This window comes from Sphingomonas psychrolutea (assembly GCF_014636175.1).
In the GTDB taxonomy this organism is placed as follows: Bacteria; Pseudomonadota; Alphaproteobacteria; order Sphingomonadales; family Sphingomonadaceae; genus Sphingomonas; species Sphingomonas psychrolutea.
Genome location: NZ_BMDW01000006.1, coordinates 49,687 through 64,365 on the forward strand (window position 1 = coordinate 49,687; position 14,679 = coordinate 64,365).

Consider the following 14,679-nt stretch of genomic DNA (forward strand, 5'->3'; position numbering starts at 1 on the left):
CCTTAGCGGCTCAGCCGCTCGACCTCGTCATTGAGCGCCTGGATCGACGCGACGAGCCGCTGCCGGTCGGCGCGCGTGGCGGCGAGCTGTGTCTTGGTTTCGCCCAGTTCGACCGCGCGTGCGGCGATGCGCGCATCGAGGCTGGCATTAGAGCGTTTGAGTTCGGCGATGCGGCGCGCGCGCGCCAGGGTCCGGGCGATGCGCGCGGCGAGCACGTCGAAATCGAACGGCTTGGCGACGTGATCGTCTGCCCCCGCCGCCAAGGCCTCGACCGCGGCCGCGGGATCGCTGCGCCCGGTCAGCATGATGACGGGCAGGTCGGCCGTATCGTGGCTGCCACGGATCTCGCGCAGCACCTGCACCCCCGACAGGCGCGGCATCACCATGTCGAGCAAGACCAGATCGAAGCCGCGCGCAGCGATCAGGTCGAGCGCTTCCCCGCCGTTGTCGCTGAGGACAGTGAGATAGCCGAGATGACCCAGCCGCCGTCCGAGGACAGTGAGATTGGTGCGACTGTCATCGACCACGAGAATCGTGCCGAGCCCGCGGCGGATTGTGGTCGGATCGGGAGCAGGAAGATCGATCATGCAGCAAAGCCTAGCCACGCCGGGTCACGATTTGGTTAACGACGCGGCAACGCTGTTACCCGGCGCGAACGGTGCGCCACGCCTGGCCGATCTCATCGAGCGTCTCGGCCACCTCCCGAAACGGGCGCGGGTCGCTCCCGATGCTCGCGCGGACCACCGTCTGGCGCGCCCCGGCATAAAGCGAGGCGAGCGCCGGCGCGACGCTGCCGCCTGCATCGAAATCGAGGCTGGCCTCAAGCGCGAAGAGGATCGCGGTCGCGCGCGTGACCTTGTCGCTCTTCATCGCATAATTGCCGTTCTCGGCGGCCCAGGCGGCACCGCGTAGGGCGCGGATCGCCTCATCATACAGCAGTTGCACCAAAGCCGGGCCGTCGGCCTCGGCAGTCTGACCGGCGAGTTCGATCTGGCGATAGGTCGCTTCGGGATTGCGGCCGAATGTCGTGGCATAAGCGGCGCTCAATTGCCGCTCTTGTTCCATTGAGCGATCTGGTTCGTCAGCGTGGTCTGGGTCGCTTTATAGGCCGCGACGCGCGCATCGGAGGCGGCATATTGCTTGGTCAGGCGCTCCTGATACGCCGTCGTATCGGTCGCGACCTTGGCCTCGGCGTCGGTCACGCGGGTCTTGGCCGCCGTGTAGAGCGCGGCGCTGCCGACGAGGCCGATGCGTTCGGTCTTGCCGTTCACCGTTACCGCTTTGTCGACCGCCGCCGCCGAAATCGCATCGAGCGCCGCCGCGATCCCCCCGCCGCTCGCACCGGTGCCATCGGCGAACAAGGCCTCAACGCCATCGGGATTGCTGGCGAGCACTGCGGCGAGTTTGGCCGAATCGACGCTCAGCGTCCCGTCGCGATTGGTCGAAACGCCAATCGCCGACAGCGTGGTGGGCGCGCCCGCCGCCGCTCCGGTCGTGAGCGTGGTCAACGTCAGCCCGCGCAGCGCGCGCGACAGGCCGGTGGCGTTATAATCGTTGCGCAACGGGCCGGTCGCAGAATCGGTTTCGCTCTTCAGCACCGCTTGCAACTGATTATAGGTATCGACGAAATCGGTCACCGCCTGCGAAAGTCCGGCCGTGGGCGTGCTGCTGCCGAGCGTGACGGGCTTGCCGACCGCGGCGCTGGCCAAGTTGAGCTTCACGCCGTCGATCAGGTCGGTCACGGTATTGGTGGCGCGTTCGACGGCAACACCGTCGAGCTTTAGCTGGGCGTTGAGGGCGGCACTGCCGATCGATGTTGCGGTTTCGCCGACCCCGACATTCAATTGCGCGAGAGCGGGACTGTCGCCACTCAGCGTGAAGGCTTGCGCGCTGCCGGTCGCGCCCTTCAGCGTGAGCCGCGCGGTGCCGTCGGCATCGGTGACGATGCTCGCGGTAACCCCCGCCGCCTTGGCGTTGATTGCCTTGGCGACGCCCTCCAGCGTCTGATGATCGCTGTCGATCGGGATTTCGATGGCGGACGCGGTTCCGGCGGTAAACCCGGTGAGCGCGCCATTGCTGACCGTGCCGGTACCGAACGTAAGCGTCAGCGTGCCGGTGCCCACGGTCGCCGTCCGGCTGGCAAAGGGCGTCGCGGTCGTCGCGATTTGCGGCGTGGCAAGGCGCGTCACCTCGACCGAGGCGGACAGGCCCGACAGCTTCGCACCGGGCAAGGCGCTCGCGGTCAGCACAGCGGAGTCCGAGCTGGTCGGCTGAGTCACCAGGCTGCCGCCCTTGACGAGGCTCTTCAAGCCCGAGGCAAAGCCGGTAATCCCGCTCTGGACCTTGGCGACCGAGGAGATTTGCGCGGTGAGCGCGTTTTCCTGCTTGGTGAGCGCGGCATTCTTGGCGGCGAATTGCGCCTGGACCAGCGACGACACGAGCGACGCGGTGTCGACACCCGATCCGGCATTCTGCGCGGTCAGGATCGATTGGCCGAGGTTGGTCGACGTCGCGCTGGTCGTCACCATGACTGTGATCCCGTTACAAAACTCAGAGGATAGAACGACCGAAACCCGCGCATCTTTAGGATTCCTTCACGCCATTTTCGTCGAAACGCGCGGTCGTCGGCACCAGTACCGGGGGCGGCGTGGTGGCAGGCGTACCCCCTGCTTCGGCGTTGAGGCCGAAGACGAAGGCGAGGATCGTCGCGAGCGCAACGTAGAGGTCATCGCGCACCTCCTGCCCCTCCCGGCTGGTGTAATACACCGCGCGCGCAAGCGAGGGATATTCGAGCACCGGCACGCGGTTTTCCGCGCCCAGTTCGCGGATCGCCAGCGCGATAACGCCGCGCCCCTTGGCGACGACCACGGGCACCTGATCGCTCGCCCGATCGTAGCGCAAGGCGACCGCGAAATGCGTCGGGTTGGTGAGGATGACATGCGCTTCGCTGACCGCCTTGCGCATGTTACGCGTTGCCATCTCGCGCTGTCGCTGACGCATCGCGCCCTTCGCCTCGGGCGATCCCTCGGTTTCCTTATTCTCGTCCTTGATCGCCTGTTTCGACATCCGCAATTTGCGCAACAATTGGAGGATCTGGATCGGCACATCGATACCGGCGATGATCACCAGCCCGAACGCCATCGTGAACAGCACGCGCAGGAAGATGCCGCCCAGCGCGCCGACCGCCGTGCCGATATTGGTCGAAGCGAGGCCGATCGTGGTGTGCGCGACTTGCCCCAGCATATACCAGCCGATGCTGCCGAGCAGAACGACCTTGAGCAGCGACTTGCCGAGTTCGATCCAGCCTTGCGGCCCGAAAATGCGTTTCAGCCCAGACCCGGGATTGATCCGCGAAGCCTTGGGCGCGAGCAAGGTGCCGTTGAAGCCGAGATGGCCAAGCCCGGCCTGGCTGAGGATCGCCGCGACGAAAGTGACGATGAGCAACGATCCCAAGGCCGGCGCCAGCTTCCACCCGCTTTGCGCCAGCGCGCGGAACGGCGCAAAATCCTCGACGTCGCGGTGGTCGAACGCGAAGCTTGAGGCCATCACCTCCTTGCACGCACCGACCAGCGACGGCCCCATCACAGCAAGCCAGCCGCATCCGGCGAGGATCACCAGAGCGGTGGCGAATTCGCGCGATTTGAGGATATCGCCCTGTTCGGCCGCATCGCGTTTGCGCTTGGCGGTTGGGCTTTCTGTTTTTTCGCCGAAATCTTCAGCCATCAGCCGAGCACCAGGCTCTGCGTAGCGGCGAGCGCCTCATCGATGATGACGAGCAGATAATCGCCCATCGCCGGAAAGCCGAGCGCCAACGCGACGACACCGACCGCGAGGCTGGCGGGCAAGCCCACCGCGAACAGATTGAGCGACGGCGCCGAACGCGAAATCATACCGACGATCAAATTGAGGCACAGCAGCAGAAAGCCGACCGGCAGCGCCAGAAGGAGTCCGGCGAGAAAGGTATAGCCACCGAAGAACGCGATATTCTCGAGCTGCTGCGGCTTGAGCCAGGCGGCACCCGGCGGCAGCGCATCATAGCTCTTCACGATCATCTCGACGAGGATCAGGTGACCGTTGACGCTGAGGAACAGCAACGTGAGCATCATCGAGAAGAATTGTCCGAGCGCCGGGGTCGAGCGCCCGTTTTGCGGATCGATCGCCGAGGCGAAACCGATCCCCATCGAGGTCCCGATCACTTCGCTCGCGATCATCGGTGCGGCAAAGGCGATTTGCAGGATGAACCCCATCGCGAAGCCGACCAGCGCCTCGGCCGCGACCGCGAGGAAGGTGTTGAAGGCAAAGACGTGTTCGGGCGGCGTCACCGGATGGACGGCGAGCACGAGCACGCCGATCGCGCCCGACAACGTCACGCGCACCGTCAGCGGTATCGACACTGCGCTGAACACGGGCGCGGCAATGAACGCCGCGCCAACGCGCACCATCACGAAGATCAGTGCCCAAAGCTGGGGTTCGACCGACAGGCCGAAGCCGAGCGGGCCAGCCGCACTGCCCACCTTAGCGAACCAGATCCGGGATCCGCTCGAAAATGCCGATCGTGAAGTCGCTGATCAGCCCGATGATCAGACCACCGAAGATCAGCAGTGAGACCGCGACGACGATCAGTTTGGGCACGAAGGACAAGGTCTGTTCGTTGATCGATGTCGCCGCCTGGATCATGCCGGTGATGAGCCCGGCGAGCAACGCCGGGATCAGGATCGGGGCCGAGGCGAGCGCCAGCACCCACATCGTTTGGTTGGCGATGGTGAGGAAATAGTCTGCGTCCATTGCCGCTAACTCACAAAACTGTTGGCAAGCGAACCCATGGTCAGCGCCCAGCCGTCGACCAGCACGAACAGCAGCAGCTTGAACGGCATCGAGATGATCGTCGGCGACAGCATCATCATGCCGAGCGACATCAGCACCGTCGCGACGACCAAATCGATCACGATGAAGGGCAGGAACACCAGAAAGCCGATCTGGAAAGCGGTCTTGAGTTCGCTCGTCACAAAGGCGGGGAGCAACACCGAGAACGGAATATCGTCGGCCTTTTGATACGGCCCGCTCTTGGCAATCCCGGCGAACATCGTGATGTCTTTCTTGCGCGTCTGCTTCGCCATGAAGGCGTGGAGCGGGAGCGCGCCCAGCTTGATCATGTCGGTCGCGCCGATCTTGCTCTCGGCATAAGGCTGAATCGCGGTGGTGTTGATCTGGGTGATCGTCGGCGCCATCACGAAGAAGGACAGGAACAGCGACAGGCCGATCAGCACCTGGTTGGGCGGGGTCTGTTGCAGCCCCATCGCTTGCCGCACGATCGCCAGCACGATGATGATCCGCGTGAAGCTGGTCATCATCAGCAGGATGCCGGGCAGGATCGTCAGCAGCCCCATGACGATGAGGATCTGCAGCGACAAGGCCATCGGCGCGTTGCCGCCGCCAAGTTCCTTGAGCGCCTTGTCCGCCGCATCGCCCACGCCCGGAGTCATGGGCGGCGTTGGGGCAGGCGTCGGCAAGCCTTGCGCGAAGGCCGGGTGCGCCACCATCAGCGCGACGACGATGCCGAGCAGCACCAAGGCGAGCTTGGCCCAGAGCGGCGTGCGCTTCCCCGGCTGGCGGATCAGCGCGGGGCCAGAGCCCTTGCGGATGATCTTCACGCTCACGCGGCGTCGCTCCCCCGATCAATCAGCGCAACGCCGGTACGGCTGACCGAAACGAGCAGCTTGCGCCCCTCGAAATCGATCACCGCAAGGCGGACGCTGGGCGAGATCATCATCGTCTCGCTCACCTTGAGCATCCGGTTGGCGGGTTGCCCCGGCAGCCGCGATTCAAGCTTGCGCCAGGCATAGAGGCACCCGATCATCAGCCCGCAAACGAGCGGCAGCAGCACGACCAGCTTCAGGACATAGGACCACATCATCGGCGTCAGGCCCGCTTTTCAGGCGAAACCAGCTCGGTCATGCGCACGCCGAAGCGATCGCCGACCATCACCACTTCGCCGCGCCCGATCAGCGTGCCGTTGACGAGCACGTCGAGCAATTCATTGGACTGCCGGTCGAGCTCGATCACGCTCGTTTCGCTCAGCGCGAGCAATTCGCGCAGCGTCAGCGAGGTCGAGCCGATCTCGACCGTCAATTTGACGTCGACATCCTGCAACAGCCGGAAATTGGCCGCGAGGCTCGCATCGACCGGAAACCCACCCGTCATATCGTTCATTGGAAATTGCCCCCGAGGTCGGTCGTCGTTTCGTACGAAATACTGGTCAGTTTGATCGCGGCGCGGCCGTTCGACGTGCCGACCGTGCCCGCGCCGAGCCGATCACCACCGACCATCACCGGCACGTCACCGCCAACGCTGATCGGGATCACGTCGCCCGCCTTCAGCGCCATCAACATGCTGAGCGAGACCATCGGTTCGGCCAGCACCGACCGCACGCCGAAGCGCACGTCCATCACCGCGCGGGTGAGGCCGTTGCGCCATGCCGGATCGGGCTCGGCGGTCTTGCCCTGAACCTTGCCGGTGAGCGACGGACCGTGCGGTTTGAGCGCAGCGACCGGATAGAGCAGATCGAGAAACACCGGCTTGGCGGCGCCTGCCGCAATCCCGAAACGCGTGACCACCACCGCATCCTCGATATCGAGATCGCTGATCAGCGATGGGTTCCCCTCGACATGGCCGGGGACGAAGCTGATCTTGGCGAGCGGCTCCCACGCGGCCCGCATTGGTTCGGCGAGCATCGTGCCAAGCTGTGCGACCATCGCTTCGGCGGCGGGCGTGAATTCGCCGGGCAGATCATGCGGCGTATGGCCGGTGCCGCCGAAGAACAAATCGAGCAATTCCATCACGAAGCGCCCGTCGAGCACCGCCAGCGTTTGCCCGGTCGGCAAGCTCCCCGCCGCCGTCATCGCGAGCGGTAGCCACGCGGTCAGCCCGGCGGGGCGTTCGGCGCGATAATCGGCCAGGCGCTGAACAACCAGCGGTTCGGCCCAGCAGCGCAGTTCCTTGCGCAGCAGCGGCTCGAACACACCGCGCACGCCGCGTGCAAGCCGCGCCGACAGATGCTGCACGGTGTGCAGATCGCCGAACGGATTGAGGTTGGCGACCCCCAGCGCAACATGCTCCGCCGGCCGCCGGGGGCGTTCGCGCCGCTCGTCCGCTGTCTGGCCGCTTGCGCGCTGAAGGTCTTCGTTAACCATGCCTCACTGAACAACGAAAGTGGTAAAGTAAACGTTACCGACGCCGCCAAAACCTTCCTTTTCCTTCAGCGTGTCGTTGATCGCCTTGGCGATCCGGCGCTGCAGCATCTGCTTGCCATTGCTCGTGAAAACCTGTTCCTCGGTGGTATCGCCCAACGCCATCAGGATTGCCGAGCGCACCGCTATCTCGTTGGTCTTGATGTTCTCGACGACGGTGTCGTCATACGGCGTGGAGACGGCGATGCCGATCTGGACGAAATGGACGCTGTCCTGCAGGTTCGAGGTGAACTCCTTGTCCATCGCATAATAATTGGAGGCATATTTATCGCCGCCGACGCCGGTCGGCGGCTTATGCCCGGTGCTTGCCTCATGCCCCTCGCCGCCGCCCGATCCGACGCGCTTCTGCTCAGCCTTGGGGACGAGGCGCGGGCCTTCGGCGACGGCAGCACCGGCATGACCGCCGAGCATCCCGGCGTTCATCGCATACAGCGCACCGCCAACGCCGCCGCCGATCACGACCAACAGGCCTATGACGATCAGCAGGATCTTTTTCATGCCGCCCTTTTTCTTCTTGGGCGCTTCCTCGATCAGGTCTTTGTCACTCACGGTGTTACTCCTTCAACTCAGGCGAGGCGGTGGTCGGTAGAAAGGGTTGCGGCGTCGGGCAGCGTAGACGTCGGCGCGGGCGAAGGGACGGGCCGCGGTTGCGGCGCGGTGCCCCCACCCCCGGTCCCGCCACCGGTCCCGCCACCGGTCCCGGTCGAGACGCTGGTATCGCCGATCCGTACCCCGCGCGCTGCGGCGAGTTCCGAGAGGCGCGGTTGCGCCTCGGCGATCAGCGCGCGCGTCGCTTCGTGTTCGGCGGTAAAGCGGACATGGACGCGGTCGCCCTCCTGCCGCACGGCAACGTCGATGCTGCCCAGCGCATCGGGGATGAGCCGCACGCGCGTGTCGCCGGCATCGGCGGTATCGCGCAGCGTTTCGATGCGGTCGATCATCCGCTGCAAGCCGCGATCGGCGGTTAGATCGAGCGCGGTGTGCGCGGTGTCGGCCGCCGCCTGAACGATCGCGCGTTCGCGCAGGTCGATCGGAGTGGCGCTCGCGAAGCTGGTCGCACCATCGGGCTGATCCCGGCCATCGCCGCGCGGCGCATGCTCGCGCCACGATCCAGCGATCGCGCGGGCGCTTGCAAAGACTTGGCCGGCGGGTTGGGGCAGTGCGCTGACGACGATCGCTTGCGCCGCTGTGTCGAGCGGCAGGGCAGTTTGCGCAGGCTTGGCCTCCGGCGCCAGGCGGGGCGCGTCGATCATCGGCTTTGCGGTGATGGGCTGTGTTGGCCGCAGCGCATCCGGGCCGGCATCGGTGGCCGGTGGCGACGACGCTTGCAACAGCGATGGCATGTTTGCGGCAACCGACGGCGTTTGGGGTGTCTGCTCGGCTGGGGTTGTGATCGGCGCAGCATCGCGCGGCGACATGGCAGCGCGTGGCTGATCACTGGATGCCGGAGGCAGGGCCGCTGCGGCGCTCAGCGCGCGATCCGGAATCAGGGGCGGCGCGGTCGCCGCAGCAGGGATGGGGAGGGCCGCGAACCACATGGACGCAGCCGATGGATCGGGGGTTTGGGCGGCATCGGCCGTGTCCGGCGGCAAATCCTTGCCGGGATCGGCGGTGGCTTGCCGGGCGGGCACGAGCGGCAGCGCGGCCTGCGGGTCGTGCGCGGCGTCCTTGGCATCGAGAAATGCGCCGAGCGTCCGCGCAAAGCTGCCGGGCGACGCCACGGCACCGTCCGCGACCATGACGGGCGCTGGCGGGGGCGGCGGAACCGAAAGCAAAGCGGACGACAGGTCGATCATGCAAACTCCAGCGGGGCCGAACACGGCACCCGTCAGGCGTTCAGCAAGGATCGTGCCGAATTTTGCGGGACGGCGGCATCGCCTCCATTGCGCGGATCGCCTTGACCACGGCATCGGCCTGGCCGCGCGCGATCAATTTTTCGATCGCGCTTTGGTCGCGGCGGGCTTCGCGCGTCGCCTCGGCCGCGCGTTCGGCGACGGCTTGCGCGGCGCGCAGGCGGCCTTCGGCGGCTTCGGCGGATTGGTGGAGCCGCTCGCGGAAATGCGCGGCGGCCCCGAGCGAGAAGGCAGCGACAGGTTCCGACGCGGGCGCGACGCCCGCAACGAGCTGCGCGATCCGCGCCTTGAGCATAGCCTCACTCGCCGCGCGCTCCTGCGCGCGCGTTTCCTCGGCCTGGACGAGGCCGAGCTGCAAGGTGCGGACGCGCAGGATGCGGTCGAGCTTGGAGGGTTTAGCCATCGCCGAACACGCCGATCAATTCGGCGGCGGCATCGCCCAGCGACACCATCTCGTCGGGGTCCTGCTTGATATATTCCATCACCGCCGGGTGGCACGCGATCGCCGCGTCGATCGCCGGGTCGGCGCCCGAGCGATACGCGCCCATCAATACGAGATCGCGGTTTTCCTCATAGGTGGCGAGATGTCGGCGCAGCACGCGCGCGGCCTTCAAATGCGGCGGGCCAACGATGTCGCTCATCACGCGGCTGACGGAGGGGCCGATGTCGATCGCCGGATAGACGCCGCGCTCGGCGAGTTGGCGCGACAGCACGATATGCCCGTCAAGGATCGAGCGCGCGCTGTCGACCACCGGATCGTTGCCGTCGTCGCCATCGGCGAGCACGGTATAAATCGCGGTAATCGATCCGCCCGAATGGACATCGACGCCAGCGCGTTCGATCAAATTGGGCAGCATCGCGATCGCGCTCGGCGGATACCCCCGCGCGGAAGCGGGCTCGCCGAGCGCCAGCCCGATCTCGCGCCCGGCATGCGCGACGCGAGTCAGCGAATCCATGATCAGCAGCACCTTCTTGCCCTCTGCGCGAAACGCCTCGGCAATGGCGTGGGTGCGCAAAGCGCCGCGAATGCGCAACACCGGCGAATGGTTGGCGGGCACCGCGACGACGACGGCGCGTTTGCGCGCATCGCCCGCGACTTTGGTTTCGAGGAAATCGGCGACTTCTCTGGAGCGCTCGCCGATCAAGCCGATCACGATGACATCGGCCTCAGCCGCGCGCACGATCATGCCGAGCAGCACCGATTTGCCGACACCCGACCCCGCCATGATACCGATACGCTGCCCCTGGCCGACGGTGAGCAAGCCGTTGATCGCACGCACCCCGACATCGAGCGGCTTGAGCACGCGCCCGCGATCGAGCGGTGACTGCATTTTTCCGGCGAGCGGCCAGCGCGCCGCGCCGCGGATCGGTCCCAGACCATCGATCGGCTTGCCCGCGCCATCGACCACGCGGCCGAGCAGCGCAGCGCCAACCTCGGCCTCGCCCGGCGCGCCGAGCGGGCGTACCGGCGCTTGCGGCAGGAGCGCCGCGGGACCGCCCAGGTTCATCAACAGCGTGCGGCCGTTGCGAAAACCGATCACTTCGGCCTCGACCCCCGACTGGCGATCGCCGACCTGACAGACGGTACCGACCGGCAGCGTGAGGCCGACCGCCTCCATCAGCAGCCCGTCGAACGAGGCGAGCCGTCCCGACACTTTCGGGCGCGGCGTGAAATCGGCGAGGCCGAGCGAATCGAGATAGTCGCCGGTGAAGCGGTTCAGCATTTTACGTCTCCCCTCCCTGGAAGGGAGGGGGTAGGGCGTGGGTCGCTCTCAATGGGAACGTTACGCCCGCCCCACACCGACCCAGCCCCACCCTGACAGGGAGGGGTGCAAGAGCGCGAACCGCACTCATTCCGGCACCGCGACGCGATCGATCGCCTGCGCCAATTGTTCGAGCCACTCTTCGGGGCCATCCTCGACGATCGTCGAGGCGCTTTCGAGGACGAACGCACCGCGCGCGACGCTCGCATCGCCAATCGCGAAGATCTGGCGCGGGAGCTTGCCCTCGAGCAAGGCGACGTCGTCGGGATGGACGCGCAGCATCGCCGATTCGGCAGCATCGCTCAACAGGTCGGCAGCGGCTTCAATCCGGCTTGCAAGCAGGTCGGGCGCAATCCCGATGTCGCCGACCAGCCGGGTGACCAGCAACAACACCGTCTGCCGCAACCGCCGCGCGACCGCGTCGCGGTCGACCCTGTCATCGGCTTGCAGCGCATCGGTGAGCGCAATGAGCAAGGCACGGTCGCGCTCCCCGGTCGCGGCGACCTCGGCCAACGCCGCTTCGACGCCCTCGGCATAGCCCGCCGCATGTGCCGCGGCCACCGGGTCGACAAAGGCGGTCGGGGGTGCACTGGCGTCGAGCGGGTCCCAGCCGGCGGTCGGATTCGCACCGGGATTGGCCGGCGCGAAATGCTTCGGGCTGGCCTCGCCGTTGCCTTGCGGCGAGAAATGGACCGGGCCACGCGTCGCGCGGTCGCGCAGATCGGCAGCGGCGAACCCCGCCACGCGCGGCGCGAACGCGGCTTGCAGCGCCTCGGCGACCCCTGCCCCGCGCGACGAGAAACCGGCTGTAAAGTCAGACATAATCGTCGTCACCGCCGCCCATCTGGATCGTGCCGTCCTTGGCCAAATTGCGCGCGATCTGGATGATCACCTTTTGCGCATCGAGCACTTCGCTGAGCTTCATCGGCCCGCGTGCCTCCATTTCATCGCGAATCCCGTCGGCGGCGCGGCTCGACATGCAGCCGAGGAAGCGCGCGCGAATGCTCTCGTCGACGCCCTTCAGGCCGCGCGTGAGGATGTCGCTGTCGATGTTGCGGATCAGCGTGCCGAGATTCTTGTCGTCGAGCTCGAGCAGATTGTCGAACACGAACATCGCTTCCTCGATCGCCTTGGCGACATCGCGGTCGATCTTGAACAATTTGGGCATGACGCGCAGTTCGGTCGCCTTGCGCCCGCTCGACAGGATCTTGGCGGCGTCGCGCGTGCCGCCGAGCGTGACCCCGGACTGCGTCTGCGACGATGTCTTGCGGTTGGCGAGCATCGTCTTCAGCGTCTCGACCGCCTCGGGCGTGATCGGTCCCAGCCGGGCGAGGCGGTGGAGAATGTCGGGTTGCACCGCATCCGGCATCAGTTCGAGCACTTGCGCGCCGACCGAAGGTTCCAGATTGGCGATCATGACCGCGGCGATCTGCGGATGTTCCTTTTCGATCATCGCGGCAATCTCACCCGCATCGAGCCAGTCGAGCAAATCGATCTGACACGCGTCCTGCGCCGGAACGATCCGCGCCAGCACGCTATCGGCCTTTTCCTGGCCCAAAGCGCGCGTCATCACCGCCTCGATCCGCGGACGCGGGTCGAAGCCGATCGCAGTGCGTTCGCGCGCCTTGCCGACGAAATCGTCGAGGACATGTTCGACCTCGATCTCGCTGACATCGGCAACCGCGAACATCGCCTTGCCGAGTTGCCGCACCTCCTCGGGATCGAGCTTCTGCAGGATCGCAGCCGCCTCTTCCTCGCCAACCAGCATCATCAGCACGGCGGCGCGTTCGACGCCGGTATAGGACCGGCCGATGGGATGAAGGGGGGCGTTCATGACTTGATCATGTCCCTGACAGCGAGCGCGGCACGCGCCGGATTGTCGCGCGTGAAGCCGCGCACCATGCCGATCCGGTCGTCATAGCCGCGCGTTTGTTCGAGCGCGTCGATGCTCACCGGCTGATCGGCGCGCGGTGGCGGCATCTGGCCGCCGCCTTGCGAGTCGCCCGCCGAGTCGCGGCCGAGCGCAGCGCGCGGTTGTGGTGCCGAGTCCTCGCGCTTTTTGAGCACGGCCTTGGACAGCGGGCGGATGCCGAGGAACAGCACGAGCAATGCGATGACGATCGCCGTCACGTTGCGCGCGACCACGGGTAGCCATCCTGCCTCATACCAGGGTTGTTTGTCTTCGAAAGCGGTGGCGCCGGCAAATTTGCGGCTGATCACGGTAACGCGGTCGCCGCGCCCCTGGTTGAACCCGACCGCGGTCTGCACCAGCGAGGTGATCTGCTGGATTTCGACCGTGCCGCGCGGCTTGCCGGTTTCGGGATCGCGCAGCAGCACCGCGACCGACAAGCGCGTGATCGTGCCCGGCGCGGTGCGGCTGACCGACACTTCCTTGCCAAGATCGTAAGCGCGCGAATATTGGTCACTCGCCTTCAGCGCATCGCCGACCGCGGCGGCGGCGGCTGCAACGACGGGGGCGGCAGCACCAGGGGTGGAGGCCCCTGGAACCGGCGTCGCACCCGGCGCCGGGGTTGCGGCCGGCTGGGGCGTGGCCAGCGTCGCGGTGGGCGGCGGAGTGTTCGACAGCGCACCCGGAATGCCACCGGGCGCCGCCGGACCTTCCTTGCCGTTGCCGGTCCAATTGCCTTGCTCGACCCGCAACGTGCCCTGCTTGTCATAGCTTTCACGCGTCGCCTGCGTCTCGTTCAGATCGACATCGGCCTGGACTTCGGTGGTGAAATTGCCGGAGCCGATCAGCGGGGTGAGCAATTGCACGACTTGCGCGCGATACTTTTCCTCGACGCGGCGCTGGAACGCGATGCGTTCGTCGCTGGCAATGCCAAGCTGGCTTTCATGCGCGCCCTTGGTCAGTAAACCGCCCATCTGATCGACGATCGTCACCCCTTCGGGTTTCATGCCGGGGACCGAGGAGGCGACGAGATTGACGATCGACGAGACTTGCGCGTCGCCCAGGCTGCGCCCGGGCTGCAATTTGACGATGACCGAGGCCGACGGTGCGGCGTTATCGCGCACGAACACCGATTGTTCGGGCGTGGCGAGATGCACGCGCGCCTCGGCCACGGCATCGATTTCCTGGATCGAGCGCGCCAGTTCGGTCTCGCGCGCCTGGCGCAGGCGCTCGCCCTCGACCGCGCGCGACACGCCCATCGGGAGATTGTCGAGGATCTGATAGCCGCCAGGTGCCGCCTTGGGCAGGCCTTGGCCGGCGAGCAGAATGCGCGCGCGCGAAAAGTCGTCCTCGGCAACGGTCAACGCGCCGGTGCCCTGGTCGATCTTCGACGTGATATTGGCTTGCTGCAAGGCCGCCATCACCGACGCTTTGTCCGCATCGGCCAGTCCCGCGAACAGCGTCTTCTGGTTCGGGCTGGCAATCAGCATCCAGGCGAGCGCGGCCGCCGCGACCAGGCCGACGAGCAGCACCATCGGCAAGCTGCGCCGGACCGCGGGCTGCGCAAGCAGGCCCTGCAATTGGTGCAACGGGTTGGCGAAGCGTTCGGGCACCAAGCCGGCGACCCCGGACTGCGGCGAAGGGGTGAGGGCGTTGCTCATTTGGGGTGTGTCCTCATCATCTGCAGGGGCCATCACGGAGCGGATTTTGCCTCACGGGGAGGCGCGAGAAGGGAGCGATGGTTTGCCATCGTGACCGACGAGCAACGCTGCCGTGAGGCAAAAGGCGCCCGCCCCGCAGGGGTTGCCCGGAGCGCCACACCGGCTGCGTCACGCCGCTTGCGCGTAGCTCTGCTACGCGACGGCGCACCGTTCCTTGCCGGTGCGGCGCTCCGGGCAATGCTGGCC

General features: G+C 66.4%; 17 protein-coding genes. All 17 read right to left on the minus strand.

Annotation, left to right across the window (positions count from 1 at the left end):
• Nucleotides 1-2: 2 nt before the first annotated feature.
• Entirely contained in the window at nt 3-587 is a 585-nt protein-coding gene (locus IEV62_RS06305) for a response regulator (protein WP_188446016.1), read from the minus strand.
• A 55-nt stretch (nt 588-642) separates the two neighbouring features.
• Nucleotides 643-1,047 (minus strand): flagellar export chaperone FliS, encoded by a 405-nt coding sequence (locus tag IEV62_RS06310; RefSeq protein ID WP_188446017.1) that lies wholly within the window; start codon nt 1,045-1,047, stop codon nt 643-645.
• Entirely contained in the window at nt 1,044-2,528 is a 1,485-nt protein-coding gene (fliD, locus tag IEV62_RS06315) for a flagellar filament capping protein FliD (RefSeq protein ID WP_188446018.1), read from the minus strand. The genes IEV62_RS06310 and fliD overlap by 4 nt, the downstream gene beginning before the upstream one ends.
• Before the next feature lie 55 nt (nt 2,529-2,583).
• Nucleotides 2,584-3,723: a flagellar type III secretion system protein FlhB gene (gene flhB, locus IEV62_RS06320; RefSeq protein ID WP_188446019.1), complete on the minus strand. Its 1,140-nt coding sequence runs from the start codon at nt 3,721-3,723 to the stop codon at nt 2,584-2,586.
• The gene (fliR, locus tag IEV62_RS06325) at nt 3,723-4,514 is read right to left on the minus strand and encodes a flagellar biosynthetic protein FliR (RefSeq protein WP_188446020.1); all 792 of its coding nucleotides are present in this window, start codon (nt 4,512-4,514) and stop codon (nt 3,723-3,725) included. Before fliR ends, flhB begins: the two co-directional genes overlap by 1 nt.
• 1 nt (nt 4,515) lies before the next feature.
• On the minus strand, nt 4,516-4,785 hold the full coding sequence (gene fliQ, locus IEV62_RS06330) for a flagellar biosynthesis protein FliQ (RefSeq protein WP_176497609.1): 270 nt from the start codon (nt 4,783-4,785) through the stop codon (nt 4,516-4,518).
• A gap of 5 nt (nt 4,786-4,790) precedes the next feature.
• The gene (gene fliP, locus IEV62_RS06335; protein WP_188446021.1) at nt 4,791-5,657 is read right to left on the minus strand and encodes a flagellar type III secretion system pore protein FliP; all 867 of its coding nucleotides are present in this window, start codon (nt 5,655-5,657) and stop codon (nt 4,791-4,793) included.
• Nucleotides 5,654-5,914 carry a flagellar biosynthetic protein FliO gene (locus IEV62_RS06340; protein ID WP_188446022.1) on the minus strand — a complete coding sequence of 87 codons (261 nt, stop codon included), beginning with the start codon at nt 5,912-5,914 and terminating at the stop codon, nt 5,654-5,656. Before IEV62_RS06340 ends, fliP begins: the two co-directional genes overlap by 4 nt.
• A gap of 5 nt (nt 5,915-5,919) precedes the next feature.
• Nucleotides 5,920-6,210, minus strand: a complete 291-nt coding sequence (fliN, locus tag IEV62_RS06345; protein ID WP_188446023.1) for a flagellar motor switch protein FliN — start codon at nt 6,208-6,210, stop codon at nt 5,920-5,922.
• A complete protein-coding gene (locus IEV62_RS06350) occupies nt 6,207-7,190 on the minus strand; it encodes a flagellar motor switch protein FliM (RefSeq protein ID WP_188446024.1) in 984 nt (327 codons plus the stop codon). The genes fliN and IEV62_RS06350 overlap by 4 nt, the downstream gene beginning before the upstream one ends.
• Nucleotides 7,191-7,193: 3 nt before the next feature.
• A complete protein-coding gene (locus tag IEV62_RS06355; RefSeq protein WP_229732862.1) occupies nt 7,194-7,796 on the minus strand; it encodes a flagellar basal body-associated FliL family protein in 603 nt (200 codons plus the stop codon).
• A gap of 17 nt (nt 7,797-7,813) precedes the next feature.
• Entirely contained in the window at nt 7,814-9,043 is a 1,230-nt protein-coding gene (locus IEV62_RS06360; RefSeq protein WP_188446025.1) for a flagellar hook-length control protein FliK, read from the minus strand.
• Nucleotides 9,044-9,083: 40 nt separating this feature from the next.
• Nucleotides 9,084-9,503 (minus strand): hypothetical protein, encoded by a 420-nt coding sequence (locus IEV62_RS06365; RefSeq protein WP_188446026.1) that lies wholly within the window; start codon nt 9,501-9,503, stop codon nt 9,084-9,086.
• Nucleotides 9,496-10,824: a FliI/YscN family ATPase gene (locus tag IEV62_RS06370; RefSeq protein ID WP_188446027.1), complete on the minus strand. Its 1,329-nt coding sequence runs from the start codon at nt 10,822-10,824 to the stop codon at nt 9,496-9,498. The genes IEV62_RS06365 and IEV62_RS06370 overlap by 8 nt, the downstream gene beginning before the upstream one ends.
• A 126-nt stretch (nt 10,825-10,950) precedes the next feature.
• Nucleotides 10,951-11,685, minus strand: a complete 735-nt coding sequence (locus IEV62_RS06375) for a FliH/SctL family protein (protein ID WP_188446028.1) — start codon at nt 11,683-11,685, stop codon at nt 10,951-10,953.
• Nucleotides 11,678-12,697 (minus strand): flagellar motor switch protein FliG, encoded by a 1,020-nt coding sequence (gene fliG, locus IEV62_RS06380; RefSeq protein WP_188446029.1) that lies wholly within the window; start codon nt 12,695-12,697, stop codon nt 11,678-11,680. The genes IEV62_RS06375 and fliG overlap by 8 nt, the downstream gene beginning before the upstream one ends.
• Nucleotides 12,694-14,433: a flagellar basal-body MS-ring/collar protein FliF gene (gene fliF / locus IEV62_RS06385; RefSeq protein WP_188446030.1), complete on the minus strand. Its 1,740-nt coding sequence runs from the start codon at nt 14,431-14,433 to the stop codon at nt 12,694-12,696. Before fliF ends, fliG begins: the two co-directional genes overlap by 4 nt.
• Between the last annotated feature and the right edge of the window lie 246 nt (nt 14,434-14,679).